Source organism: Nocardiopsis sp. FR4 (assembly GCF_009830945.1).
Lineage (GTDB): Bacteria > Actinomycetota > Actinomycetes > Streptosporangiales > Streptosporangiaceae > Nocardiopsis.
In genome coordinates this window covers 308,328-333,269 of the sequence record NZ_VWVV01000004.1, presented here as the reverse complement: position 1 = coordinate 333,269, position 24,942 = coordinate 308,328, and the positions used below count along the sequence as shown (strand labels likewise).

The 24,942-nt window shown below is 74.1% G+C and carries 19 protein-coding genes; 12 read left to right on the top strand and 7 right to left on the bottom strand.

What is annotated here, in order from left to right; translation table 11 throughout:
* Nucleotides 1–185: 185 nt before the first annotated feature.
* Entirely contained in the window at nt 186–833 is a 648-nt protein-coding gene (locus FYW95_RS07825) for a YbhB/YbcL family Raf kinase inhibitor-like protein (RefSeq protein WP_159943767.1), read from the bottom strand.
* 298 nt (nt 834–1,131) lie between these two features.
* On the opposite strand from FYW95_RS07825, the gene FYW95_RS07820 reads away from it, so the two are divergent.
* A complete protein-coding gene (locus FYW95_RS07820; RefSeq protein WP_160050209.1) occupies nt 1,132–4,455 on the top strand; it encodes an AfsR/SARP family transcriptional regulator in 3,324 nt (1,107 codons plus the stop codon).
* A gap of 94 nt (nt 4,456–4,549) precedes the next feature.
* Here FYW95_RS07820 and FYW95_RS07815 read toward each other — a convergent pair whose 3' ends face one another.
* Both FYW95_RS07815 and FYW95_RS07810 read right to left on the bottom strand, forming a co-directional pair.
* Nucleotides 4,550–5,383: an ABC transporter permease gene (locus tag FYW95_RS07815; protein ID WP_159943769.1), complete on the bottom strand. Its 834-nt coding sequence runs from the start codon at nt 5,381–5,383 to the stop codon at nt 4,550–4,552.
* Nucleotides 5,380–6,354 carry an ATP-binding cassette domain-containing protein gene (locus FYW95_RS07810; protein ID WP_159943770.1) on the bottom strand — a complete coding sequence of 325 codons (975 nt, stop codon included), beginning with the start codon at nt 6,352–6,354 and terminating at the stop codon, nt 5,380–5,382. The genes FYW95_RS07815 and FYW95_RS07810 overlap by 4 nt, the downstream gene beginning before the upstream one ends.
* A gap of 140 nt (nt 6,355–6,494) precedes the next feature.
* Between FYW95_RS07810 and FYW95_RS07805 the strand changes: the two genes are divergently transcribed.
* Together FYW95_RS07805 and FYW95_RS07800 are read left to right on the top strand one after the other, a co-directional pair.
* A complete protein-coding gene (locus FYW95_RS07805) occupies nt 6,495–7,079 on the top strand; it encodes a PH domain-containing protein (RefSeq protein WP_236572136.1) in 585 nt (194 codons plus the stop codon).
* Complete coding sequence (locus FYW95_RS07800) at nt 7,079–8,947, top strand: PH domain-containing protein (protein ID WP_201294750.1); 1,869 nt, start codon at nt 7,079–7,081, stop codon at nt 8,945–8,947. Before FYW95_RS07805 ends, FYW95_RS07800 begins: the two co-directional genes overlap by 1 nt.
* 55 nt (nt 8,948–9,002) lie before the next feature.
* Here FYW95_RS07800 and sepH read toward each other — a convergent pair whose 3' ends face one another.
* Nucleotides 9,003–10,259, bottom strand: a complete 1,257-nt coding sequence (sepH, locus tag FYW95_RS07795) for a septation protein SepH (protein WP_159943772.1) — start codon at nt 10,257–10,259, stop codon at nt 9,003–9,005.
* 571 nt (nt 10,260–10,830) lie between these two features.
* Between sepH and FYW95_RS07790 the strand changes: the two genes are divergently transcribed.
* Nucleotides 10,831–11,775, top strand: a complete 945-nt coding sequence (locus tag FYW95_RS07790; protein ID WP_159943773.1) for a hypothetical protein — start codon at nt 10,831–10,833, stop codon at nt 11,773–11,775.
* A 21-nt stretch (nt 11,776–11,796) separates the two neighbouring features.
* Here FYW95_RS07790 and FYW95_RS07785 read toward each other — a convergent pair whose 3' ends face one another.
* Nucleotides 11,797–13,095: a D-arabinono-1,4-lactone oxidase gene (locus tag FYW95_RS07785; RefSeq protein ID WP_159943774.1), complete on the bottom strand. Its 1,299-nt coding sequence runs from the start codon at nt 13,093–13,095 to the stop codon at nt 11,797–11,799.
* A gap of 133 nt (nt 13,096–13,228) precedes the next feature.
* On the opposite strand from FYW95_RS07785, the gene FYW95_RS07780 reads away from it, so the two are divergent.
* The 3 genes from FYW95_RS07780 to FYW95_RS07770 all read left to right on the top strand — a co-directional run bounded on the left by FYW95_RS07780 (nt 13,229) and on the right by FYW95_RS07770 (nt 17,428).
* Nucleotides 13,229–14,248 (top strand): ferrochelatase, encoded by a 1,020-nt coding sequence (locus tag FYW95_RS07780; protein ID WP_201294749.1) that lies wholly within the window; start codon nt 13,229–13,231, stop codon nt 14,246–14,248.
* Nucleotides 14,249–14,491: 243 nt separating this feature from the next.
* Nucleotides 14,492–16,528, top strand: coding sequence for a S9 family peptidase (locus FYW95_RS07775; RefSeq protein WP_159943775.1), 2,037 nt, complete (start codon nt 14,492–14,494; stop codon nt 16,526–16,528).
* Nucleotides 16,529–16,615: 87 nt separating this feature from the next.
* Nucleotides 16,616–17,428, top strand: coding sequence for an inositol monophosphatase family protein (locus FYW95_RS07770; RefSeq protein ID WP_159943776.1), 813 nt, complete (start codon nt 16,616–16,618; stop codon nt 17,426–17,428).
* A gap of 157 nt (nt 17,429–17,585) precedes the next feature.
* Here FYW95_RS07770 and FYW95_RS27615 read toward each other — a convergent pair whose 3' ends face one another.
* A complete protein-coding gene (locus FYW95_RS27615; protein ID WP_201294748.1) occupies nt 17,586–17,750 on the bottom strand; it encodes a hypothetical protein in 165 nt (54 codons plus the stop codon).
* 609 nt (nt 17,751–18,359) lie between these two features.
* Here FYW95_RS27615 and FYW95_RS07765 point away from each other — a divergent pair.
* The 3 genes from FYW95_RS07765 (at nt 18,360) to FYW95_RS07755 (ending at nt 21,072) form a co-directional block, all read left to right on the top strand.
* A complete protein-coding gene (locus FYW95_RS07765; RefSeq protein ID WP_159943777.1) occupies nt 18,360–19,013 on the top strand; it encodes a response regulator transcription factor in 654 nt (217 codons plus the stop codon).
* Nucleotides 19,010–20,254, top strand: coding sequence for a sensor histidine kinase (locus FYW95_RS07760; RefSeq protein ID WP_159943778.1), 1,245 nt, complete (start codon nt 19,010–19,012; stop codon nt 20,252–20,254). Before FYW95_RS07765 ends, FYW95_RS07760 begins: the two co-directional genes overlap by 4 nt.
* A gap of 521 nt (nt 20,255–20,775) precedes the next feature.
* Nucleotides 20,776–21,072 (top strand): DUF4193 domain-containing protein, encoded by a 297-nt coding sequence (locus FYW95_RS07755; protein ID WP_013153901.1) that lies wholly within the window; start codon nt 20,776–20,778, stop codon nt 21,070–21,072.
* Nucleotides 21,073–21,281: 209 nt separating this feature from the next.
* On the opposite strand, the gene FYW95_RS07750 is transcribed toward FYW95_RS07755, so the two are convergent.
* Entirely contained in the window at nt 21,282–21,560 is a 279-nt protein-coding gene (locus FYW95_RS07750) for a DUF4235 domain-containing protein (protein ID WP_159943779.1), read from the bottom strand.
* A gap of 208 nt (nt 21,561–21,768) precedes the next feature.
* Between FYW95_RS07750 and valS the strand changes: the two genes are divergently transcribed.
* Both valS and dut read left to right on the top strand, forming a co-directional pair.
* The gene (gene valS, locus FYW95_RS07745) at nt 21,769–24,345 is read left to right on the top strand and encodes a valine--tRNA ligase (protein ID WP_160050207.1); all 2,577 of its coding nucleotides are present in this window, start codon (nt 21,769–21,771) and stop codon (nt 24,343–24,345) included.
* Nucleotides 24,346–24,458: 113 nt separating this feature from the next.
* Complete coding sequence (dut, locus tag FYW95_RS07740; RefSeq protein WP_159943781.1) at nt 24,459–24,935, top strand: dUTP diphosphatase; 477 nt, start codon at nt 24,459–24,461, stop codon at nt 24,933–24,935.
* Nucleotides 24,936–24,942 lie beyond the last annotated feature (7 nt).

Here is a 24,942-nt window from a genome sequence, read left to right as displayed (position 1 = left end):
GCGCTGCGCGGCGAGTGGACGGGTATCGGTCATCTGAAATGGGGGGAGGGGCACAGGCCCACTGTATGCCTTGTCGCGCGCTGTGTGCAGAGGGCGATCGCAGCTTCCTCAGGTGATCCCCGTGCCCCTGGAGTCGTCGGATCATCCGGGTTCTCGCGGGAGCGAAACGTCCATTATGACCTACGTCACGCGTTGCTCGTGGTCAGGGTGCCGCGAGCGACGGCCTGGTCGGCGATCGCCTCCAGCGACGCGCTCAGCGAGGCGCCCTCCGGCAGGCCGAGCGGGTTGCGCAGCGCGTACACGGTGAACCGGTACTCGTAGGCCTGCCCCTCCTCGGGGCAGGGCGCGTTGTAGGCGGACTCGCCGGCGCTGTTCTGCCCCTGCTTGGCGTCGGCGGGCACGGTGTTCTGGCGCAGCTCGACCAGCTGCGGATCCAGGTCGTAGACCACCCAGAACACCTGGGCCTCCTGCGGGTCGTCCACCACCAGGGCGATCGACCCCGCCTCGTCGGGCAGGCCGGACCAGCTCAGCGGCGGCGAGTAGGCCTGCTGGATCCGCTCGTCGTCCTCCTCCCCGGTCGCCTCCGCCTCCTCCTCGGCCCCCGAGCCGTCGCAGGCGTAGGCGGCCGGAAGCGGCTGGCCCTCCTGCATGAGCGGGCTGGTGACGGTGATGTCGTCGGGCATGTCACCGTTCTGTCCGGGGGTGAGGATGCCGCAGCCCGTGGTCAGGGCCAGGGCCGTCCCCGCCGCCACCGCGCACGCGCCCGCGCGCGAGCCGGGGAACGTGCTGCGGGGCGCACCGGTGATCCGGGGGAAGGGGAGGGCCGGGAACAATGGGACTCCTGCTTTTCGGGCCGTGGAGGCGAGACTCGCTGTGACTCCGGCGCGGCGCTCGGGACGGAAACCGGCGCCGGGCTCGGCGGGGGAACGCGCGGTCCCCGACACGGGGGCGCCGGTCAAACGTTCCTCAGCGAACCTTACTGCGGCCGGGCGGGCGTTCGGTCTCCCGTCAGCCGGTGCGTCCCCCGGTCCGGCCGCGGTGCGGTTCCGGCGGTTTCAGCCGGGGGTGAACAGGATCCGGGGCGGGGTCCGGCCACGGGCGGCGGCGCGTCCGATCGGTCATCATGGGTCAGTGCGGTTCTCCATCCTGGGTCCCCTCCTGGTCCACGACGCGGCCGGCCGGCCCGTCACCGTCGGCGGCGCGCGACTGCGCACGCTGCTCACCCTGCTCCTGCTCCGGCCGGGACAGAGGGTCACCACGGAGGAACTGACCGAGGCGATCTGGGCGGGCAGCCCTCCCTCCGCGGCCGACAACGCGCTGCAGGCCCTCGTCTCGCGCCTGCGCCGCGCCCTGGGCGAGGGCGCCGTGATCGACGGCGACGCCTCCGGGTACCGGCTGGAGGCCGACCCCGAACAGGTGGACCTGGTCCGCTTCGAGTCCCTCGCCAGACGGGGGCGCTCCCGCCTGGCCGCCGCCGACCACGCCGGTGCCGCACGCGACCTGGAAGCCGCCCTGGCCCTGTGGCGCGGACCGGCCCTGGCCGACCTCACCGCGCACGGCCTGGCCGAGGACACCGCGCTGCGCCTGTCCGAGACCCACCGCGCCGCGCTGGAGGACCACCTGGCGGCCCTGACCGGCCTGGGCCGCCACGCCGAGGTGCTGCCGGAGGCCGAGGCCCTGGTCAGCCGGGAACCGCACCGCGAACGACCCCTGGAACTGCTCGTGCGGTCCCTGGCCGCCACCGGCCGCACCGCCGACGCCCTGGCCGCCTACGACCGCTTCCGCGACCGGCTCGCCGGGGAGCTGGGCCTGGACCCCTCGGCCCGGCTGCGCGACCTCCACCTGCGACTGCTGCGCGGGGAACTCGACGCGCCCCCTCCCCCGGAGGGGGCCGGCGGACCGGCCGGCGGGCCCGCGGCTCCCCGTCCTGACCGGGCCGACCCGGCCCCGCCGCTGCACCTGCCCGTCACGCTGACCAGCTTCGTGCCGCGCGAGGCCGAGGTGGAGGCGGCCCTCGGCCGGCTCTCCCGGGGACGCCTGGCCACGCTGACCGGCCCCGGCGGCGCGGGCAAGACCCGCCTGGCGATCGAGACCGCCTCGGCCCTGGCCGCCCGCGCGCCGCACCTGCTCGCCCGCGGCGGCTGGTTCGTGGAACTGGCCTCCCGCGCGGCCGAGGAGATCCCCCAGGCCCTGGCCAGCGCCCTGGACCTGCGCGACCACGCCATGATCCAGACGCGCTCCGCCGGCAGCGCCCCGGCCCCGCCCATGGAGCGGGTGGCCGCCTTCTTCGGTGAGGAACCCGCACTGCTGGTCCTGGACAACTGCGAGCACCTGGTGGGGGAGGTGGCCCGCACCGTGGAACCGCTGCTCGCCCGGTGCCCGCGGCTGCGGATCCTGGCCACCTCGCGCGAGCCCCTGGGTGTGCCCGGCGAGCAGCTGCTGGCGGTCCCCTCCCTGGCGCTGCCGCCGGAGGGCGCCACCGCGGAGGAGGCCGTCGGCTACCCCTCCGTCGCCCTGTTCACCGAACGCGCCGCCGCCGTGAGCCCCGGCTTCCGGCTGGGCCCGGGCAACGTCGCCCACGTCGTGCGCGTCACCCGGGAGCTGGACGGTATGCCGCTGGCCCTGGAGCTGGCCGCCGCCCGGCTGAGCTCCATGACCACCGCCCAGCTCGCCGAGCGCCTGTGCGACCGCTTCCGGCTGCTCACCGGCGGGGCCCGCTCGGCGCTGCCGCGCCACCGCACCCTGCGCGCCGTCGTCGACTGGAGCTGGGAGCTGCTCGACGAACCCGAGCGCCGCCTGCTGCGCAGGCTGTCCCTCTTCGCCGGGGGAGCCACCCTGGAGGCCGTCGAACACGTCTGCGCCGACCCCGGAACCGAGGGCGAGATCGGCGGCCACGACGTGTGGACCGTGCTGTTCGCCCTGGTCGACAAGTCCCTGGTGGTCGCCGAGAACCCGGTCCGCGACGACGCGCCGCCCCGCTACCGCCAGCTGGAGACGGTACGCGCCTACGGTGCCGAGCGCCTGCGCGGCAGCGGGGAGGAGGACGACCTCCGCGACCGGCACGCCCGCTACGTCCGCGACCTGTGGCGCCGCTGCGACCCGCTGCTGCGCGGTCCCGCCCAGCGGGAGCTGATCGTCCGGCTGGACGCCGAGGCCGACAACTGCAATCCGGCCGTGCGCTGGGCGCTCCGGCGCCGCGACGCCGACCTGGCCCTGGACCTGGTCGAGTACATCCAGTGGTACTGGACCCTGACCGGGTCCTGGCGCCAGCTCGGCCGGTACTCCGAGGAGGTCCTCGACATGGTCGGCGACCAGGTGCCGCCGGGCCGCGCGGTCGCCTACGCCAGTTGCCTGTTCCACCGCACCGTCGACCCCCTCACGGACGGTGCCGCCATGCTCGCCCGCCTGGACCGGGTCGAGGCCGTGCTGGAGGAGGCCGGGGAGCGGCCCGAGGAGCACCCCATGCTGGTGTACGGCCTCGTATACAGGGCGCTGGTCCACGGCCCGGTCGCCGACACGTACGACCGCCTCGTCGCGGCCTCGGACCAGCCCGACCCGTGGATGCGCGCCATGGTGCGGCTGCTGCTGTCCCTGCTGGACATCGTCTCCGGCCGCGTCGGCCCTGCCCTGGAGCGCGCCGCCGGCGGCCTGGCGGAGTTCCGGGCCTGCGGGGACGCCTGGGGTATGTGCCAGGCGCTCGCCCAGATGTCCGACGTGCACCGGTACGGCGACCTCGAACGCTCCCGGGAGCTGCTCACCGAGGGGATGCGCCTGGCCGAGGACACGGACCTGCGCGGTATGGCCGCGGTGTTCCGGAGCCGTCGGGTCCAGGTCCTCACCGACCTCGGAGACCTGGAGACGGCCCGACGGGACCTGTGCCTGCTGCTGGAGTCGGAGGAGCCGTTCGAGCGGGAGCACCGGCTGCTGCTGCGGTTGAGCCAGGCCCACTGGCTGCGCGAGGCCGGGGACCTGTCAGGGGCCCGTGAGGTCCTGGACGGGCTCGGGGCCGACGTGGCCGAGCTGGACTGGATCTCCCCGGCCTCCCTCGACGCGGCCTGGCGCACCCAGCGCGCCGTGGTCCTGTGGTTGTCCGGCGAGGCGGAGGAGGCCTGGCGCGAGGCCGGGCGCGGGTGGTGGCTGGCCGCCCACGGGCTGGCGCCGATGTGCGCGGAGGTCGTGGACGTGTTCGCCCTGATGCTGGCCGAGAAGGACCCGGCCCGGGCGGCCCGGCTGCTGGGCTGCTCCGAGGCGCTGCGCGGGGTGCCCGACGAGGCCACCCCCTACGTGGTGCGGGCCCGGGAGCGGGTGCGCCGCGGACTGGGCGAGGAGGAGTACGCCCGGCTGCTCGGCCTCTCCCGCGACCTCGGCGCCGGCGGGGCGCGCCGGTACGTGGACGCGTGGCTCGCGCCGATCGTGCCCGACCCCGGTGGGGACCGCCGTAACTGGCACCTCTGAGGCCGGGGCGGCCCGCCCCCGGGGGAGCGGCCCGGGGCCCGGACCGCCCGGGCGCCCGCGCGGTTCCCCGGGCGCCCGACGCGGACCTCGGCGCTCAGGTGCGGCGCCGGTAGGCCCACACGGCCAACGGGGCGAAGACCGCGGTGAAGACCGCGGCCCACACCAGGGTCCACAGCACCGGACCGGTGGCCTCGCCCGTGCCCAGCATCAGGGCGCGCATCGCGTCCACGACGTGGGTGACCGGGTTGTTGGCGGCCACCGCCCGCAGCCAGCTGGGCATGTCGTCGGGGTTGACGAAGGCCGAGCTGCTGAAGGTCAGCGGGAACATGAGGATCATCCCGAAGGCCTGCACCGCCATCGGCGTGCGCACGACCATGCCGACGAAGGCCGACATCCAGCACAGCGCGAAGGCGAACAGCAGCACCAGGGCGGCCGCGACCACCACGCCGGTCACCCCGCCCTCGGGGCGGAAGCCGATGACCATCCCCACCAGCAGCACCATCACCACGGTGATCGTGTACCGGACCAGGTCGCCGAGGATGGCCCCGGTCAGAGGCGCCGAACGGGCGATGGGCAGCGACCGGAACCGGTCGAAGATCCCCTTCTCCACGTCCTGGCTCAGCGAGAAGCCCGTGCCGAGCGTGGCGAAGATGACCGACTGCGCGATGATGCCGGGCATGAGGAAGTCCCGGTAGGTCTGCCAGTCACCCATCATCGCCTGTCCGAAGACGAAGACGAAGAGGGTCACGAACATGACCGGCTGCAGCATGAGCCCGAAGACCTCCTCCGGGTTGGCCCGGATCTTCAGGACGCTGCGCGTGGCCAGGTGCAGGCCGTGCCGCACGGTGGCCGGCACGCTGACGCGCTCCGGGGCGGCGGGCGCCTCCCCGGGGCCCGCGGACGGTGTCCGCGTCGTCGTGGTGCTCATGTCCCTGCCCCTTCCCGGGCGTTCTCGTCCGCGCCCTGCTCCTCGGCGGTGTGCCCGGTCAGGGCGAGGAAGACCTCGTCCAGGCTGGGCTTGCGCAGCGACAGCTCGGCGACCGCCACGCCCTGCTCGTCCAGGCGGCGCACCACCTCGGGCAGCACGCCCGAGTCGGTGACCGGGACGCTGGCGAGCAGCCCGTCGGAGGCCGCCGGTGTGCTGGTGACCGCCTCGATGACCTTGGTGGCCAGCGGCAGCTGCCCGGTGTGCAGGGTGCGCACCTCCAGTACCTGCTTGCCCGCCCGGCTCTTGAGCTCCTCGGGCGTGCCCGTGCTGATCACCCGGCCGTGGTCGAGGACCATCAGGTCGTCGGCCAGCTGGTCGGCCTCCTCCAGGTACTGCGTGGTGAGCAGGACGGTCACGCCGTCCTCGACCAGCCCGCGCACCACGTCCCACAGGCCGTTGCGGCTGTGCGGGTCCAGGCCGGTGGTCGGCTCGTCCAGGTACAGCAGCGACGGGCGGCCGACCAGGCTCGCGGCCAGGTCCAGCCGTCGGCGCATACCGCCCGAGTAGGTCTTGGCCGGGCGGCCCGCCGCGTCGGTGAGCTCGAAGCGCTCCAGCAGCTCGGCCGCGCGCGCCCGGGCCCCGGCCCGGTCGAAGCCCAGCAGCCGGGCGATCAGCGTCAGGTTCTGGGTGCCGGTCAGGTCGGCGTCCACGGCCGCGTACTGGCCGGTCAGCCCGATCAGGCGGCGCACCTGGTGGGGCTGGCGCACCACGTCGAACCCGCCGACCTCGGCGCGGCCCCCGTCCGGGCGCAGCAGGGTCGCCAGGATGCGCACCGTCGTGGTCTTCCCGGACCCGTTGGGTCCCAGGACGCCCAGCACGGCCCCCGTCCTGGCCGTCAGGTCCACACCGTCCAGGGCCCGGTTGCCCTTGAACTGCTTGACCAGACCCTCCGCGCGAATGGCGTCAGTCATCGGTCCTCCATTGTCAACGTCTGTCACCCAGTCTGGGGGAGGGGTCTGACAGAACGCTGACAAGCGGCCCACATCCGGATATGGGCCCTTCGCCCGCGTGGCAACGGGTCCGCGGGGTCGCACCGCCTAGACTCGGGCACGTGACGAACACCCCGCCGCACGACACCGCCCCCGCGGGCGCGCCGCGGTCCCCCGATCCCGAGCCGGGGGAGACCGCCCGGCTGCGCCCGCCGCTGCGCCGCGTGAGCGCACGCGCGATCGGGGTGTGGACCGTACGCCTGCTGTTCTCCAGCGTGTTCACCCTGCTGTTCCTGTCCGCCCTGGCCTGGGGGGCCTCGACCCTGCCCTGGGCGTGGATCCCCGGGTGGGCGCGGGAGAACGCCTGGCTGCTGCCGTCCGCCTACACGGTCTACGCCCTGCTCAAGGTGGCGATCGCGCCCTCCTGGCGCTACCGGGTGCACCGGTGGGAGGTGGCCGACGACGTCGTCTACACCCGCAAGGGCTGGATCAGCCGCTCCTGGCAGCTGGTCCCGGTCAGCCGGCTGCAGACGGTCGACCACACGCAGGGGTGGCTGGAGCGCGTGTTCGGCGTCGCGACGCTGGAGGTACAGACCGCCTCCTACGCGGGTTCGTCCACGATCGAGGGCCTGGACGCGCGGGAGGCCGCGCGCCTGAGCGAGGAGTTGGCCGTGCACGCCGGGACACTGCGGGACGACGCCACCTGATGGACGGACGCGAGGAGAACCACCCGTACCAGGACCGCGACGACGGCTGGGCGGCCCCCGGCGGCTGGATCGCTCCGGGTGGCGCTTCCGGGGGCGGCGCCCCGGGCGACCGGGCCGCCGGAGGCGCCGCGCCCGACGGCCGGGGGGTTCCCCGGGCCCCGGACCCCGGCCGACATGCGCCGCCGCGGGACACCACCGGTGCGGGCGCCCCGCCACCGCACGGGCACGGGGACGCGCCCCCGGCGGGCGCGGAGCCGCCGGACGCACCCGCGGTCGCGGAGCCGCGGGAGCCCCGTGACTGGTGGGGCGGCGCGGAGGGCGGCGGCACGGCCCCGCCCGCGGCCGAGAGCGTCCGCCGCCTCAGCCCGCGCAGCATGGTCGTGGGACCCATCAACCAGCTCCGGGGACTGCTGCTGCCGATCGCCGCGGGCCTGGTGCTCGGGGGCTTCAACGCCTGGGTGCTGGCCGCCACGGGGGCGACGGTGGTGGCCCTGCTCGTGGGAGGGTTCGTCACCTGGCGGACGACCCGCTACCAGGTCGCCGGGGACCGCCTGGAGATCCGCCGCGGGCTCCTGCACCGCTCGCAGCGCACGATCCCGCTGGAGCGGGTGCGCGGCGTGGACGTCACCAGCACCCTGCTGCACCGGCTGCTGGGCGTGGCCGTGGTCCGCGTCGAAGCCGCCGCGGGATCGGCGGGGGCCACCGAGGACGGCAAGCTCGACGCCGTGGAGACGGCCGAGGCCGACCGCCTGCGGCGGGTGCTGCTGCACCGCCGGGCCGTGCTCACCGGCCAGCACGCCGGAACGGTCCCCGGCCGGGACGGCGCGCGGGAGCCGGAGGAGGGCGCGGCCGAAGACGGGAACGGGGACGGGACCGTCACCTACTTCACCATGCCGCCCTCCTGGTACCTGTACGGGGCGTTGAGCCTGGGCTACCTGCTCACCCCCTTCGCGGTCCTGGCCACCCTGTCCGGCATGGTCCAGCAGACGGCGGGGGAGCGGGCCGCCGACTACCTCGTGGACTGGGTGGCCGACGCCGACCCCGGGTTCCTCGTGGTCCTCGCGACGGCCTCCGCCGTCGCGCTGGTACTGCTGATGCCGGTGTTCGCCGTGACCTCCTACGCGTTCACCCACTGGGGCTTCACCCTGCGCGGGCGCGACGGCTCCCTCGTGGCCGAACGGGGCCTGTTCACCCGGCGCAGCGTGACGCTGGAGCGGCGCCGCATCCGCGGCTACGAGATCCTGGACACCCCGTTGGAGCGCACGCGCGGCGCGGTACGGCTGCGCGCCATCGTCACCGGGCTCGGCGACACCGCCAACCGCGCGGTGCTGCTGCCGACCGGTGACCGGGCCAGGGTGGAGGAGGTCGTGGACCGGGCCCTGGCGCTGTTCGGGGGGCGCCTGCGGCGCCACCCGCGCGCCGCGCTGTACCGGCGCCTGACCCGCGCGGTGGCACCCTTCGCCGCGGTCCTGGCCGTCGCCCTGGCCCTGGACGTGGCGTGGCTGGCCTGGGCGGCGGGGGCCCTGGCCGTGCTGGGCGTTCCGCTCGGGGTGGACCGCTACCGCTCCCTGGGCCACGGCTACGACGGCGAACGGGTCAGCGTGCGCTCGGGTTCGCTGCGCAGGGAGCAGGCGACGGTGGAGCGCTCGGCGGTGATCGGCTGGACGTGGACGCAGACCCTGTTCCAGCGCCGCTCCGGGCTGGCCGACCTCCAGGTCACGGTGGGCGCGGGGGCTGGCGGCTACACCGTCCAGGACGCGTCGCTGCCCGGGTCGGTGGACTTCGCGGCCCGGGTCACGCCCGGGATGGTGCGCCCGTTCCTGGTCGACTCCGCGGAAGCGGGCGGGCGGGTGACCGGCGGGGGGTGACCGGCGGCCCCGCGGCGGGGTCGGGCCGCGCGGGACCCTCCGGGGCGCGCCCGCCCTACTCCTCCTTCTTGGAACCGAACATGATCTCGTCCCACGAGGGAACCGAGGCGCGGCGGCCGCGCCCCTTGCGCTTGGGCGCCGCGGGGCGGTCGGGTCCCGCGTTGGCGGCGGTCGGGACCGCGGGCGTCTGGTCGACGGCGCGGCGCGGGGTGCCGCTCTCGTTGAGGTCGATGGTGGCCCTGCGGCGGCGCGGGGCCGGCCGCGGCGGCACCTCCGCGGCCGGAGGGGCGGGCTCGGGCTCGGCGGGGCGCGCGGGGCGTGCCTCCACCGGCCAGTCGACCTGGCGCCGCTCGGGGCGGCGGACGCGTTCGGCGGCCTCACCGCCCGCCGCGGGACCGGGACGGCGCTCGGGCTCCGGACGCGGCCGACGCTGGGCCGTCTCGGGGCGCCGGTGTTCGGCGGGCGGCTCGGCGGGGCGCGTCCGCTCGGATACGGCCGGCCGGCGCTCCGCGGGAGGGGCGGCCGGCCCGCCCCACGGGTCGGGGCGGACCGCCGGCGCGGGACGCAGCGGCTCGTCCTGGGGCGTGTCGGAGGACGGGCGCCCGGAGGAGGCGTGGTCCGCGCGGGGCTCGGGGGTCGGGACGGGCCGCGGGTCGGGGCGGAGGGGCTCGGCGGGGGCCTCGGCCCGGCGCGGCGCGAAGGGCGTCACGTTCGCGCCGGGGGAGGGGGCGGGCTCGGTTTCGGCCGAGGAGAACCACGCGGCCTCCTCGTCGGCGGGGGCCACGCTGTTGTGTCTGGGCTCGTACAGCCAGTGGGCGACGCGCTCCTCGCCGCCGTGCAGGAAGACGAGCTTGATCTGCCACGAGCGGTCCTCGCGCTTCCACGAGTCCCACACCGCGTCCCCGGTCTCCAGCTGGTGCGCGCCGATCCGCTTGGCCACCAGCTCCTCCAGGGAGGGCCCTGGAGCGGCGTCGCCGTGCGCGCGCACGCTGGCGCGCTGGGCCTGCTGGGCGATGTACTCGCGCTCCTGGAGCACGGGGCCCTCGAACCAGCGGACCCGTTCGATCGGTATGCCGGAGATCTCGGAGATGGCCTCCGCGGTCTCGCCGGACCGGATGCGGGCCTGGATTTCCTTGGGGCGCAACGGATTCTCCACTTCGATCTCGTACTGGCCGAGCCGGGAGAACTGGCCGCGTACTGCGGCACGGAGCCGGTCGTCGACGGGCAGCATGAAACGGGTTCCACGGCCGGCGCTGGCGAGCACCAGGTAGGTGCCGTCCTCGCTCACGGCCACGAGGCGAAGCTCGTGCATCGCCCTCCCTTTCGCGTCCCGTCGAGGGTCAGGTCGCGCGACCGACCCCCGCGTTCTCCAAGTCTGGTCGGCCGACAACTGTTCGGCCAGTACCGCGCCCGGCATGTCCGAACTGTGTGCCCGCCTCCCAATCCGCGGCGTGTGCCGCGGTGGGAGATGCTCCGGGTGCCCCGGAGCCCTCACGGTCGCTTCCCGCCAATCTTGGCACGCTGACCCTTCCGCGACCGGGAGCGATCGCGGGGGAATGTCGCCGATCCCGAGCGAAGGCTCCGCCGTGATGGTATCCCGCGCCCCTCGAATCACCCCAGGTCTGGGAAAAACTCAGATCTCGGGCCGTTCGCGGAGGACAGGGATCCACCTGGGCGCAACTCGACACGCCGGTGTCAGCCAGAGAGTGATGCTTCTTATTTGATGTCGTTATCGGAAACCTGTCGCCCCTAGGCGTAGTTATCCACGTATGGGCGGAATGTGAAGCTTGAGGTCTGTGGGGACGTCTGCCCCACCACACGCCCATCCCGTACTCGGCGGTACCGGTGCGCCCCTGTGCGCCCCATAAAGGAAGGATGACCGGATGGCTCGGAGTGGAGGTCGGGACGACCGCGGTGAAGAGGGGGAGGGAGGCGTACGCCGACGGATCGACCTGAGCGCCTCCCAGGTCGCCGGCGCCGGTGCCGCGACACTGGCGGCGGCCACAGCGGCCTCCTACCTCAACGTGTACGGCACGGTCATCGGCGCCGCCGTCATGGCCGCGCTCAGCACCCTGGTCAGCCCGCTGCTGCAGCACTGGTTCACGCGCGGAGGAGAACAGGCCCGCCAGCTGGCCGGAAGGGCGGTCGGCCAGACCGGCGAGCCCGTCCCGCACGCTCCGGGGGCTCCGGTCGCCCCCGCCCCCGAGGGGATCTCCGAGACCGCGCTCCTGCGCGGAACCGCCGCCGTACCGGAGGCCGACGCCACCCGTACGGCGGCCCTCCGCCCGGAGGGCGGGGACCCGGCCGACCCCGCGCCCGGCGCGGAGGCGCCCCGGGACGGCGCCGTTCCCGTACGGCGGCGCGGCCGGCGCTCCCCGGCCGTTTCGGCGGTCGTGGTGTTCGTCCTGGTCATGCTCCTGATCCTGGTCTTCGAGCTGTTCACGGGGCGCTCGCTGACCACCTGGACCCGGGGCGACGACGGGGCCAGCGCCCCCACCCTGTTCGGCGGCACCGCCTCCGCGCCCCCTGCCGAGGAGGACCGGGAGGGGACCGGGGACGCCGACACCGTCCAGGAGGAACCCGGCGCCGCCGTCCCCGGGCGGCAGGACGCGCCCGGCACCGCCCAGCCGACCGCCCCCGCCACCGGGGAACCCGGGGACGACGGCGCCCCGGAGGACGGTGGCGCCGCCTCCCCCGATCCCGCCGAGGAGCCCGGCGGGGACTCCCAGGACTCCGGCGGCCAGGACCCCGGCACCGGGACCGGCGGCCAGGACGGCCAGGACGGCCAGGAACCCGCTCCCGAGCCCGTGGTCCCCGACCAGGGCTGAGGCCGCCGCGCACCCGCTCGGTCAGTCCAGGACCCGCTCCAGGTAGGCGTTGCCGAAGCGGCGGTCGGGGTCGACCCGGTCGCGCACCGCCAGCGCCCGGTCCAGCATCGGGTAGACCCCCTCCAGGTAGGAGCGGTCGCGGGTGTGCATCTTGCCCCAGTGCGGACGCCCGCCCACGGAGGTGAACAGCGCCTCCAGGTCGGCGAAGTAGGACTCGTAGGGCGTCCCCTGGTACATGTGCACCGCCACGTAGGCGCTCTCGCGCCCGTAGGCGGTGGACAGCCACACGTCGTCGGCCGGGGCGAAGCGCACCTCCACGGGGAAGCTCACCCGGTGCCCGCCCCGGTCCACGATGGCGCGCGCCTCGCGCAGGACCTCCGGCAGGACCTCGGCGGGGACCGCGTACTCCATCTCCACGAAGCGCACGTTGCGCACCGAGGCGAAGACCCGGTGGGAGGCGTCGGTGTAGCCGCGCGCCGACAGCGCCCGCGAGCTGATCCGGTTCACCGCGGGCACCACGCGGGGGAAGCGGCGGCACACCCGGTTGACCCGCTCGAAGAGCGTGTTGGACAGGAAGTCGTCGTCCAGCCAGGCCCGCAGGGGAGACAGCGGCCGGGCCGGTCCCTCGCTGATGTTGTTGCGCTTGGTGTTGGTGTTGTTGGTGTGGGGGAACCAGAAGAACTCGAAGTGGTCGTTGTCCGCCCGCAGCTCGGGCAGGCGCTCCAGCACCTCCTCCAACCGCATCGGCTCCTCGCGCGCGTGCAGCAGGAACGCCGGGCGCACCGCCATGGTCAGCGCGGTGACCACGCCGAAGGCGCCCAGGCCCACCCGGGCCGCGTGGAACAGGTCCGGGTCGCGCTCGGCCGAGCACTCGACCACCGAGCCGTCGGCGAGCACCATCTCCATGCCGACCACCTGGGCGGCCAGGCCGCCCGCGTCCCGCCCCGTGCCGTGCGTGCCCGTCTGCACCGCGCCCGCCATGGTCTGCACGGCGATGTCGCCCATGTTGGCCAGGGCCAGGCCGTGCTCGGCCAGGGCCTCGTTGAAGTCGCACAGGGGAAGCCCCGCCTCGACCGTGGCGGTGCCCGCCGCGGGGTCCACCGAGCGGACCCGGGTCAGGGAGGCGGGGGAGAGCAGCAGGCCGTCGGTGACGGCCACGTCGGTGAAGGAGTGCCCGGTGCCGACCATGCGGACCCGCAGGTCCTCGGCGGCGGCCGCGGAGACCGCGGCGGCGACCTGCGCCGTGCTGCCGGGCGCCGCCGTGCGCCTGGGGCGGGCCTGGTGGGTGCCCGCCCAGGTGTGCCACATCACATCTGTCATGCGGCGACATTACCGACGAGTCACCTTTCCGGCCAGATGTCGGACGGCCCGTGCGGGGGAGAGTCCAAGACCACAGGCCGCCTTACCGGGAGGCCGCGCGGGCAGGCGCGGGGGAGCTGGTTTCATAGGGCGCATGAGCTACTACGACGCGTTTTTGCTGATCTCCTTCGGTGGACCGGAGGGCGAGGACGAGGTCATCCCGTTCCTGGAGAACGTCACCCGCGGACGCAACATCCCGCGCGAGCGCCTGGCCGAGGTCGGCGAGCACTACTTCCTCTTCGGCGGCGTGAGCCCCATCAACCAGCAGTGCCGCGACCTGGTCGCCGCGATCACCGCCGACTTCGCGTCCCAGGGGATCGACCTGCCGGTCTACTGGGGCAACCGGTTCTGGGCGCCGATGCTCACCGACACCCTCGCGCGGATGAAGGAGGACGGGGCGCGCCGCGTGCTGGCCCTGCCCACCTCCGCCTACTGCAACTGGTCCAGCCGCACCGCCTACGAGGAGGACATCGCCCGCGCCCGCGCCGCGCTGGGCGAGGACGCCCCCGAGGTGGACCTCGTCCGCCCCTTCTACGACCACCCCGGGTTCGTCGGTCCGCTGGCCGACCACACCCGCGCCGCCCTGGACGCCCTGCCCGAGGAGCAGCGCGCGGGCGTGCGGCTGCTCTTCTCCGCGCACTCCATCCCCACCTCCATGGCCGAGGCCAGCGGCGGCCCCGGGCAGGAGTTCGGACCCGAGGGCGCCTACGGCGCGCAGCTGGCCGAGGTGGCGCGCCTGGTGGTCGACCGGCTCGACCGCGACTACCCCTTCGAGGTCGTCTACCAGAGCCGCAGCGGCCCGCCCAGCCAGCCCTGGCTGGAGCCGGACGTCAACGACCGCATGGAGGAGCTCGCCGACGAGGGCGTGCCCGCCGTGGTCGTCGTCCCGCACGGCTTCGTCTCCGACCACATGGAGGTCAAGTTCGACCTGGACGTGGAGGCCCGCGAGACCGCCCAGAAGCTGGGCATCGGCTACGAGCGCGCGCTCAGCCCCGGCACGCACCCCGACTTCGTGTCCATGGTGAGCGACCTGGTCCGCGAGTACGACGAGCGCCGCCCGCCCCGGCGGCTGAGCGCCCTCGCCCGCTGCACCGACTGCTCCTGCCCGGCCTGAGCCGGGGGCTCCGGTCGCGGCCGTCCACAGGGGGAGCCGGGGACTTCCCCCGCGGTCGGCGGGGACCCGCCCCGGAACCGGTCCGCGGCCGGCGACTGGCCCCGGTACGGCCTACCCCGCCCCCGGCGCGTGTGACAGGGTGGGGTAAACGCTGCTGACACCGTCCCGGGGCGTGCGCGCGGACCAGCCGCGGCCCGCCCCGATAGGGTCGGCCCCGACCACAAGTCGACATAGGAGTGTGTCTTGGTCCGTTCCTGGTACGAACTGCCGGAGTACGTCCGCCTCCGCCGCGTCAACGGACTGCGCCTGTCCCCCGACGGAACCCGTCTGGTGGCACCGGTCAGCGACATCGCCCCCGACTCCACGTCCTTCCGCGGCGCCCTGTGGGAGATCGACGTCACCCCCGGGTCCGAGGGCGGACGCGCCCCCAGGCGCCTCACCCGCTCGGCCAAGGGCGAGAGCGGCGTCGGCTTCCTGCCGGACGGGTCGGTCCTGTTCACCAGCGGCCGCCCCGACCCCGAGACCAAGGCCGACGACAAGGCCGGTACCGCCCTGTGGCTGTTGCCGGCCGACGGCGGCGAGGCCCGCCAGGTCGCCTCCCGGCCCGGCGGCGTCTCCGGCTTCGCCGTGGCCCGCGACTCCGGCCTGGTCGCCCTGACCAGCAACACCCTCCCCGGCAGCGAGGACGAGGAGGCCGACCGCGAGGCCCGCAAGGCCCGCGAGGAGGCCGGGGTCACCGCCATCCTCCACGAGGCGCTGCCGGTGCGCTCCTGGGACAGCGACGTCGGCCCCGACCACCCCCGGCACCTGGTCGCCGAGCCGCCCGCCGACGCCGACTCCCGCCTGGGCGAACTCCGGGACCTGACCCCCGACGCCGGGACCGCCCTCCTCGGGGCCGGCGCCGCGCTCAGCCCCGACGGCTCCGTCCTGGTCACCGAGTGGCAGGTGCCCACCGGCCGGGGCGCCCGACGCTCCGAGGTCGTGGCCATCGACACCGCCACCGGCGAGCGCCGCACCCTGGCCTCCGACCCCGACCACGACTTCTCCGGTCCGCTCGTCTCCCCCGACGGCCGCCACGTCCTGCTCCTGCGCGGCTTCGAGGGCGACTACGACGGCGAGCCCCGCGACGAGACCGCGTGGCTGGTGGACCTGGAGACCGGACACGGCCGCGACCTGCTGCCCGACCACGAGCTGTGGCCGCGCGAGCTGGCCTGGGCCGCCGACTCCGGCTCCGTGTTCTTCGTGGCCGACCAGAACGGCCGCCGCCCCCTCTTCCGGCTCGACCTGGCCAGCGGTGAGCTCACCCGCCTGACCGGCGACCACGGTGCCTACAGCAGCCTCAACCCCGCACCCGACGGCCGCCACGTCTACGCCCTGCGCGACGCCTGGGACGCCCCGCCCGCCCCCGTGCGCCTGGACGCCCGGACCCCGGACGGCCGACCGGAGTACCTGCGCACCCCCGGGTCGGAGCTCACCATGCCCGGCACCCTCACCGAGATCGAGACCACCGCCGACGACGGCACCCGCATCCGCTCCTGGCTGGTGCTGCCCGAGGAGGCCTCCGCGGACTCGCCCGCCCCGCTCATGCTCTGGGTCCACGGCGGCCCCTACATGAGCTTCAACGGCTGGTCATGGCGCTGGAACCCCTGGCTGCTCGCCGCGCGCGGCTACGCCGTCCTGCTGCCCGACCCCGCCCTGTCCACCGGCTACGGACAGGACATGCTGCGCCGGGGCTGGGGGCAGTGGGGACCGCGCACCTTCGCCGACGTCATGGCCGTCACCGACGCCGCCGAGGCGCGCGAGGACATCGACGCCGAGCGCACCGCCATGATGGGCGGTTCCTTCGGCGGCTACATGGCCAACTGGATCGCCGGGCACACCGACCGGTTCCGGGCCATCGTGTCCCACGCCTCCCTGTGGGGCCTGGAGGCCTTCAGCGGCACCACCGACTACCCGCCGGTGTGGGAGCACGAGTTCGGCACCCCGCTGGAGCGCCCCGAGCGCTACGCCCTCAACTCGCCCCACCTGCACGCGGCCGACATCCGCACCCCGATGCTCGTCATCCACGGCGACAAGGACTACCGGGTGCCCATCTCCGAGGGACTGCGCCTGTGGCGCGACCTCATGCTGCACGGGGTGGACGCCAAGTTCCTGTACTTCCCGGACGAGAACCACTGGATCCTCACCCCAGGCAACGCGCGGATCTGGTACGAGACGGTCTTCGCCTTCCTCGACCACCACGTGCACGGCAAGGAGTGGACCCGGCCCGAGCTGCTCTGAACCCCGGCCGGGCGCCCCGCGGCGCCCCGAACCCCGTCCCGGGGCACCGCGGGCCCCGGCCCTCATCCACGACCCTAAGGACACCTTGTGAGTACCACCGGCGCCGTACCCGACCGGGAGAGCCTGCGCGACCTCGCCGTCACCGTGGCGGCGGAGGCGGGCGCGCTCGCCATGGAGGGGCAGGCGGGCATCACCGTGCTCGACACCAAGTCCAGCCCCACCGACGTCGTCACCAAGATGGACCAGGCCACCGAGGAGCTCATCCGCTCCCGCCTGCTCGCCGCGCGCCCCCACGACGCCGTCCTGGGCGAGGAGGGCGGCGACGAGGCGGGCACCAGCGGGGTGCGCTGGATCGTCGACCCCATCGACGGCACCGTCAACTACCTGTACGGCCAGGCCGACTGGGGCGTGTGCGTCGCCGCCGAGGTGGCGGGCGAGGTCGTGGCCGGAGCGGTCAGCGTGCCCCGGCGGGGGGAGATGTTCGAGGCCGTGCTCGGCGGGGGCGCGCGCCTGAACGGCGACCCCCTGCAGGCGCCGCCCGCCGTCGCTCTGGAACAGGCCCTGGTCGCCACCGGGTTCGGGTACCTCCCCGAGCGGCGGCGCCAGCAGGCCAGGGTCCTGCTGGAGGTGATCCCGCGCGTACGCGACATCCGGCGCGGCGGGGCCGCCTCGGTGGACCTGACCAACCTGGCCGCGGGACGCGTCAACGCCTACTACGAACGCGGGCTCAACCCGTGGGACTGGTCCGCCCCCGGCCTGGTCGCCAGCGAGGCCGGCCTGCGCGTGACGGGACCGGACGGCGGTCCGCCCAGCGGCGAGCTGATCGTCGCGGCGCCCCCGGGGCTCCACGAGGCCCTGTGCGCGCTCCTGGCGCCCCTGGGAGCCGACACCGACGGCTGACGAAGCGCCGCCCGCGCGCCGCGTCCCCGCACACGGCGGGGGCGCGGCGGGAGAGTACTCTCCCGCCGCGCCCCCGGGGCCGGTGTTCCCACGGCCCGTGCGCCCGACCGGGCCCCGCCGCGCGGGCCGGACCCGGCGTGCCCGAGGCCGACGCGGCCTAGGCGCAGGTGTCGACGCCGTTGCGGGCCGCGATGCGGTAGAGGTCCTCCAGCTCCGCCGCGTGCGTGTCGGCGAGGAAGTCGTCTCCGGCGGCCTGAGCGGCCTGGAACGACCGATAGGTCTCGTTGATACGGACCTTGATCTCCGTGCGGAACTCGCCCATCACACCTCTTCCAGGGGTAGGCACCGGGGCACGGGTGTGCCCCGGCGCGAGTCGGTTGGCGCACGCCGCGACGTGCGCACGATCGAAGAGAGCCACTTTCCGGTGAGTGCGCGTTCGTCGCGGTCCGGCGAGGGAGCCGGTGTCCACGCGCGCGTCCCCTACCCTTACCGCGCCGTGACCGCGCTCAAACCCCGGCCCCCCGGCGTGATCCTTCCGTGACCGGACGGGTCCCCGCCCGCGCCGCCGCGCGGAGTGTCCCACGACACATTCCGTGGGGAGGGCTTGTGCTTACTTGTTTCTTATTCTTGATGTGTCAGATTTGAGATGTGCGGGGTTAAGTCGCTGCCGGCGGTTGGGGGATTCGCCGGCGGCGACTCCCCGTGCGCCAGGGGAGTCACAGCTCCCGGTCCAGCGCCCGTGTGCCAGGCGGGGGCGAGGAGGACGGCCCGGTTCGCGCAACCGACGCGAGGGGTTTACCGTCTCCTTACCCCGGTCGTGGGAGAACGGATGACGCGGCCGGGACCACGAACGCCGCTGCCGGTGTGTTGGGGGATGCGCCGGCAGCGGCCCCCCTTTTCTCCTCCCGGACCGAGGCTGTAGAAGGACAACGTGCGCGTACTCGTGGTCGAAGACGAACGTGTTCTGGCCGACGCCGTGGCGCTCGGCCTGCGGCGCGAGGCGATGGCCGTGGACGTGGTCTACGACGGCGACGCGGCCCTGGAGTACACCGCGGTCAACGACTACGACGTGGTCGTCCTGGACCGCGACCTGCCCGGCACCCACGGCGACGACGTCGCCCGCTCCCTGGCCCGGGAGAGCTACAACGGGCGCATCCTCATGCTCACCGCCTCCGACGGGGTCCAGGACAAGGTCGAGGGCCTGACCATCGGCGCCGACGACTACCTGGCCAAGCCCTTCGCCTTCGCCGAGCTCATCGCGCGGGTGCGCGCCCTGGGGCGCCGCTCGGTGCCCCCGCTGCCGCCCGTGCTGGAGCGCCACGGCATCACCCTGGACCCGGCCAACCACCGCGTGCACCGCGACGGGCGCGAGGTCACCCTCACCCCCAAGGAGTTCGCGGTGCTGCACGTGCTCATGCGCGCCCAGGGGACCGTGGTCAGCGCCGAGGGCCTGCTGGAGAAGGCCTGGGACGAGAACGCCGACCCCTTCACCAACGTGGTCCGCGTCACCGTCATGACCCTGCGCAAGAAGCTCGGCGACCCGCCCGTGATCCAGACCGTCCCGGGCGCGGGGTACCGGTTGTGAGTCCGGCCGAGCGCGCCGAACCGGGCCAGGTGGAACCCACCCGGCCCGGCGACACCGGCACGTGGCGGAGCCTGGGCGCCGCCGCGCCCGAGGGCGGCGAGCGCTCCGCCGCCGCGGCCCGGGTGCGCCGCTTCACCGACAACCTCAGCCTGCGGGCCCGGCTCACGCTCATCTACGGGATGCTGTTCTTCGCGGCCGGGTCGGTGCTGGTCCTGGTCAACTACCTGATCGTCGCGGTCCTGCTCAACGCGCTCCTGGACGAGGAGACCGCCTCGGAGCTGATCACGCACCGCTACCTCATCGAGGAGGTCCTGACCCACGTCACCAGGTTCTCGCTGCTCGCGCTGTTCCTCGTGGGGCTGCTGGCGGTCGCCCTGGGCTACGCCGTGGCCGGTCGGGCGCTCTCCCCGCTGCAGAAGATCACCCGCATCGCCCGCCGCCTGTCGGAGCGCTCCCTGCACGAGCGCATCGCGCTGTCGGGCCCCGACGACGAGATCCGCGAGCTCGCCGACACCTTCGACGGCATGCTGGAGCGCCTGGACCGCGCCTTCGACGGCCAGCGCCGCTTCGTGGCCAACGCCTCCCACGAGCTGCGCACCCCGCTGGCGATCAACCGCACCCTGCTGGAGGTGGCGCTCAGCGCCCCCGACGTCTCCTCCGATCTCAAGACCGTCGGGCAGACCCTGCTGGAGACCAACGCCCGCCACGAACGCCTCATCGACGGCCTGCTCTTCCTGGCCAGGAGCGACCGCGAACTGGAGGTCCGCGCCCGGGTCGACCTGGGCGAGGTCGCGGGCACGGTGCTCAGCCAGCTGGACGGGCCGATCTCCGAGTCCGGCCTGGAGCTGCGCCGGGACCTGCGCCCGGCGGTGGTGGTCGGCGACCCGGTGCTGCTGGAGCGCCTGGTGGGCAACCTGGTGGAGAACGCCCTCAAGTACAACGTCCCCGAGGGTGAGATCACCGTCCGCAGCGGCATGTACGAGGGGATGCCCGCGGTGCAGGTGGAGAACTCCGGCAAGGTCATCCCGGCCTACGAGATCGAGGGCCTCTTCGAACCCTTCCGCCGCGGCACCAGCGACCGCGTCGGCTCGGGCCGCAGCGCCGGACTCGGACTGTCCATCGTCCGCTCGGTGGTGCGCGCCCACGAGGGCATGGTGACGGCCTGGCCCCGCTCGGGAGGCGGACTCGTGGTCACCGTCTGCCTGCCCGTGCCGCGCCCGGAGGCCCCCGAGCGCCGCTGAGCCGTCCCCGGCCCGGCGGGGCCGCCGCCCGGCGCGGCGCCCGTGCCGGACGGCCTCCCGCGGCCACGGGGCGAAGCTGCGTTCACCCACTCTTCGTGATATCTATACGTGTCCGAAGACACGCCCACCCGTGTCACGGGTGCCGAGCTCGGGTGGGTATGCTTCCCCGGGCGTGGACACGGAGGGAATGCCTCCTGACGTGGGCATGTCTTGGTTTTCGCCTACCCCTGGGGAAGTGTTCGGCGCTTTGTCCGGGATGGGCGGGAACGGTTTTTCCAGGTCTACGAGTCACCCGGCGTTGGGTAGTACACAGGGAAACCGACCCTGGGGGCGGTGGCCGTACGTGGCCGCCTTCGGTCACGAACCGTGAAAGTACTGCTGACCTGTGGACAGTGGCCCGGGAGGGGACACGGTCCGCCGACAAAGGGAAAACTCATCGGCCGAACCGGGCACAACCGAGGTCTCTCAAGCGTTACACCCGCGCGACGAGGCACTGAACGAGGGGGATGGAGTTAGCAGAGATGGCCACCGACTACGACAGCCCGCGCAAGACTGACGAGGACATCAACGAGGACAGCCTCCAGGAACTGCAGGCGCGGCGCGTGGACAAGGGCACCGGCACGATCGACGTCGACCCCGACGAGGTCGCCGAGGGCATGGAGCTGCCGGGGGCCGACCTTTCGGGTGAGGAGCTCGCGGTGCGCGTCCTCCCGCGTCAGGCCGACGAGTTCACCTGCTCGCGCTGCTTCCTGGTGCACCACCGCAGCCAGCTCGCCGAGCAGCGCGCCGGCCAGCTGGTCTGCAAGGAGTGCGCCTGAGCGGACGGGACGGACCCTGAACCGTCCCGTCCAGGCGAACCCCCGTACGCGCGGAGCCCCACCGCGGCCCGGCGCGTCCCCCGGACGCGCCGCGTTCCCCGGTCGCGGTCCGTCCGGCCGCGGGCGGTCCCGGAGACGACGGCGGACGGCCGACCGCACCCCGGTGCGGTCGGCCGCCCGCCGTCGTCATGGGAGCGGCGCTCCGGTCCTCACACGTCCAGCTCCTTGGGGCCGGCGCCGAGCAGCTTGGCGCGGGCGGCCCGCACGGCCAGCACCCGGGCCACCTCGGTGCCCACACCGGCCATCACGGCCCAGCCCAGCGCGCGCCCGAGGGTGACGTCGGGGGAATCCACGTCCGTGGGGGGCTCCTCGCCCACCGCCCGCGTCCAGGCGAAGTTCAGGGCCTTGCGCATGACGTACTGTGCCGCGAGCCCGGCCACGAGACCAGCGATCGCCGGGCCGATGTCGCCGCCGTCCTTCTTAGCCATCGAATTCGTCCACCGTTTCCGTTGGGTGTACCGGGGGCGCGCGGAGGGCGCACCCCCGCGTGCGTACGGGGAGATCCTTTCACGTCCGCGTGCCGGACACCGGACGCAACCCCCGCCGCCAGCGTGCCCCGACGCCTACCCGCGGAGGGGCGGCGGTAGCCCCGGTTTCCCGGAGCGATCACGCTCCGGAGCGCACTACCATTGCCCCATGACCAACCGCTCTCATTCCTTCCGCATGCCCGACAAGCCTTCGCTGGACGGTATCGAGGCGAAGTGGGTCGACGTATGGGATGAGTCCGGCGTCTACCACTTCGACCGCACCCGCAGCCGCGAGGACGTCTACTCCATCGACACCCCGCCGCCCACGGTCTCGGGTTCGCTGCACATCGGCCACGTGTTCTCCTACACGCACACCGACACCGTCGCGCGGTTCCAGCGCATGAACGGCAAGGCCGTCTTCTACCCCATGGGCTGGGACGACAACGGCCTGCCCACCGAGCGCCGCGTCCAGAACTACTACGGCGTGCGCTGCGACCCCTCGGTCCCCTACGACCCGGACTTCCAGCCGCCGGCCAAGCCGGACCCCAAGCGGCAGGTCCCCGTCTCGCGGCGCAACTTCATCGAGCTGTGCGACACCCTCACCGCCGAGGACGAGAAGGTCTTCGAGTCCATCTGGCGCCGTCTGGGCCTGAGCGTGGACTGGCGGCACACCTACGCCACCATCGACGACAACTCCCGCGCCGCCGCCCAGCGCGCCTTCCTGCGCAACCTGGCCCGCGGCGAGGCCTACATGGCCGAGGCGCCCACCCTGTGGGACGTCACCTTCCGCACCGCCGTCGCCCAGGCCGAACTGGAGGACCGCGAGCGCCCCAGCGCCTACCACAAGGTCGCCTTCCACAAGCCCGACGGCGCCCCGGTCCACATCGAGACCACCCGCCCCGAACTGCTGGCCGCCTGCGTCGCCCTGGTCGCCCACCCCGACGACGAGCGCTACCAGGACCTGTTCGGCACCACCGTGCGCACCCCGGTATTCGGGGTCGAGGTCCCGGTGCGGGCGCACCGCCTGGCCGACCCCGAGAAGGGGTCGGGCATCGCCATGATCTGCACCTTCGGCGACACCACCGACGTCACCTGGTGGCGTGAGCTGCAGCTGGAGACGCGTCCCATCATCGGCTGGGACGGCCGCATCGTCGCCGACCCGCCCCGCGGCCTGGAGAGCGGCGCGGCCCGCGAGGCCTACGACACGCTCGTCGGCGCCACCGTGCACACCGCCCGGGAACGCACCGTCGAACTGCTGCGCCGCAGCGGCGACCTGGTCGGCGAGCCCACGCCGATCACCCACCCGGTGAAGTTCTACGAGAAGGGCGACAAGCCCCTGGAGATCGTCACCACCCGCCAGTGGTACATCCGCAACGGCGGGCGGGACGAGGGCCTGCGCCAGCGGCTGGTCCAGCGTGGACGCGAGCTCGCCTGGCACCCGGAGCACATGCGCGCCCGTTACGAGAACTGGGTCGAGGGCCTCAACGGCGACTGGCTGATCAGCCGCCAGCGCTTCTTCGGCGTCCCCTTCCCCGTCTGGTATCCGCTGGACGCCGACGGCAACCCGCGCTACGACGAGCCGATCCTGCCGGCCGAGGAGCAGCTGCCCGTCGACCCCAGCTCGCAGGCGCCCGAGGGATACACCGAGGACCAGCGCGGGCAGGCGGGCGGGTTCATGGGCGACCCCGACGTCATGGACACCTGGGCCACCTCCTCGCTGACCCCGCAGATCGCCTCCGGCTGGGAGCGCGACCCCGACCTGTTCGAGCGCGTCTTCCCCATGGACCTGCGTCCGCAGGGGCAGGACATCATCCGCACCTGGCTGTTCTCCACCGTGGTGCGGGCCCACTTCGAGAACGGCACCCTGCCCTGGCGGACCACCGGCATCTCCGGCTGGATCCTGGACCCGGACCGCAAGAAGATGTCCAAGTCCAAGGGCAACGTCGTCACCCCGCTGGCGCTGCTGGAGAAGTACAGCTCCGACGCGGTCCGCTACTGGGCGGCCAGCGGTCGCCTGGGCACCGACACCGCCATGGACGAGGGCCAGATGAAGGTCGGCCGCAGGCTGTCCATCAAGATCCTCAACGCCAGCAAGTTCGTCATGTCGGTCGCCGGAGAGGACGCCACGGCCGACCCCGCGCAGGTCACCCAGCCGCTGGACCGGGCGATGCTGGCCGCACTGGCCGAGGTCGTGGAGGAGGCCACCGCCGCCTTCCGCGGCTACGACCACACCCGGGCCCTGGAGCGCACCGAGCGCTTCTTCTGGGACCTGTGCGACGACTACCTGGAGCTGGTCAAGACCCGCGCCTACGACACCGGGTCCGCCGAGGGGGCCTCGGCCCGCGCCGCGCTGCTCATCGCCCTGAGCGCCCTGCACCGCCTCTTCGCCCCCTTCCTGCCCTTCGTGGCCGAGGAGGTCTGGAGCTGGTGGCAGGAGGGCTCGGTGCACGCCCAGCGCTGGCCCGACGCGGCCGAGTACCGCGCCGCCGCGGCCGACGGCGACCCGGCCGTGCTCGCCGCGACCGCCGAGGTGCTGCGCGCGGTCCGCAAGGCCAAGTCCGAGGCCAAGCTGTCCATGCGCGCCGAGGTCGAGCACGTGCGGGTCGAGGGCAAGCGGGTCGAGGCCGCCCGCGCCGCCGGCGGTGACATCGCCGCCGCGGGCCGCGCCGCCGGAATCGACTTCCACGCCACCGACGACGCCGAGCTCACCGTCGAGGTGACCCTGCCCGAGGCCGCCGCGGAGTAGCCGGATACCAGCGATCCCGAACCCGGGGGCGGCGCCGGAGTCCTCCGGCGCCGCCCCCGCGCGGTGGTGCGCGGCACCGGTCCAGCCCCCGGGGAACGATAGGCTCGGCGAATGTGAGTACCACATCCCAGCAAGGCGGAGGAGTCTCCGTCACGGTCCACCGCCTGGACCCCGAACTCCCCCTGCCCGCCTACGCCCATCCCGGCGACGCGGGTGCGGACCTGTGCACCGCCGTCGACGTCGTCCTGGACCCGGGGGAGCGGGCCACGGTTCCCACCGGCCTGGCCATCGCCCTGCCCGACGGATACGCGGCCTTCGTGCACCCGCGCTCGGGTCTGGCCGCGCGCTGCGGACTCACCATCGTCAACGCGCCGGGCACGGTCGACGCCGGGTACCGGGGCGAGATCAGGGTGACCCTGCTCAACACCGACAGGGACACCCCGGTCAAGCTCGCCCGGGGCGACCGGATCGCGCAGCTGGTCGTCCAGCGCGTGGAACGGGCGGTGTTCACCGAGGCCGACTCCCTGCCGGAGTCGCCCCGGGGGACGGGCGGTTTCGGTTCGACCGGGGGACACGCCGCACAACGGTGACGGCGCC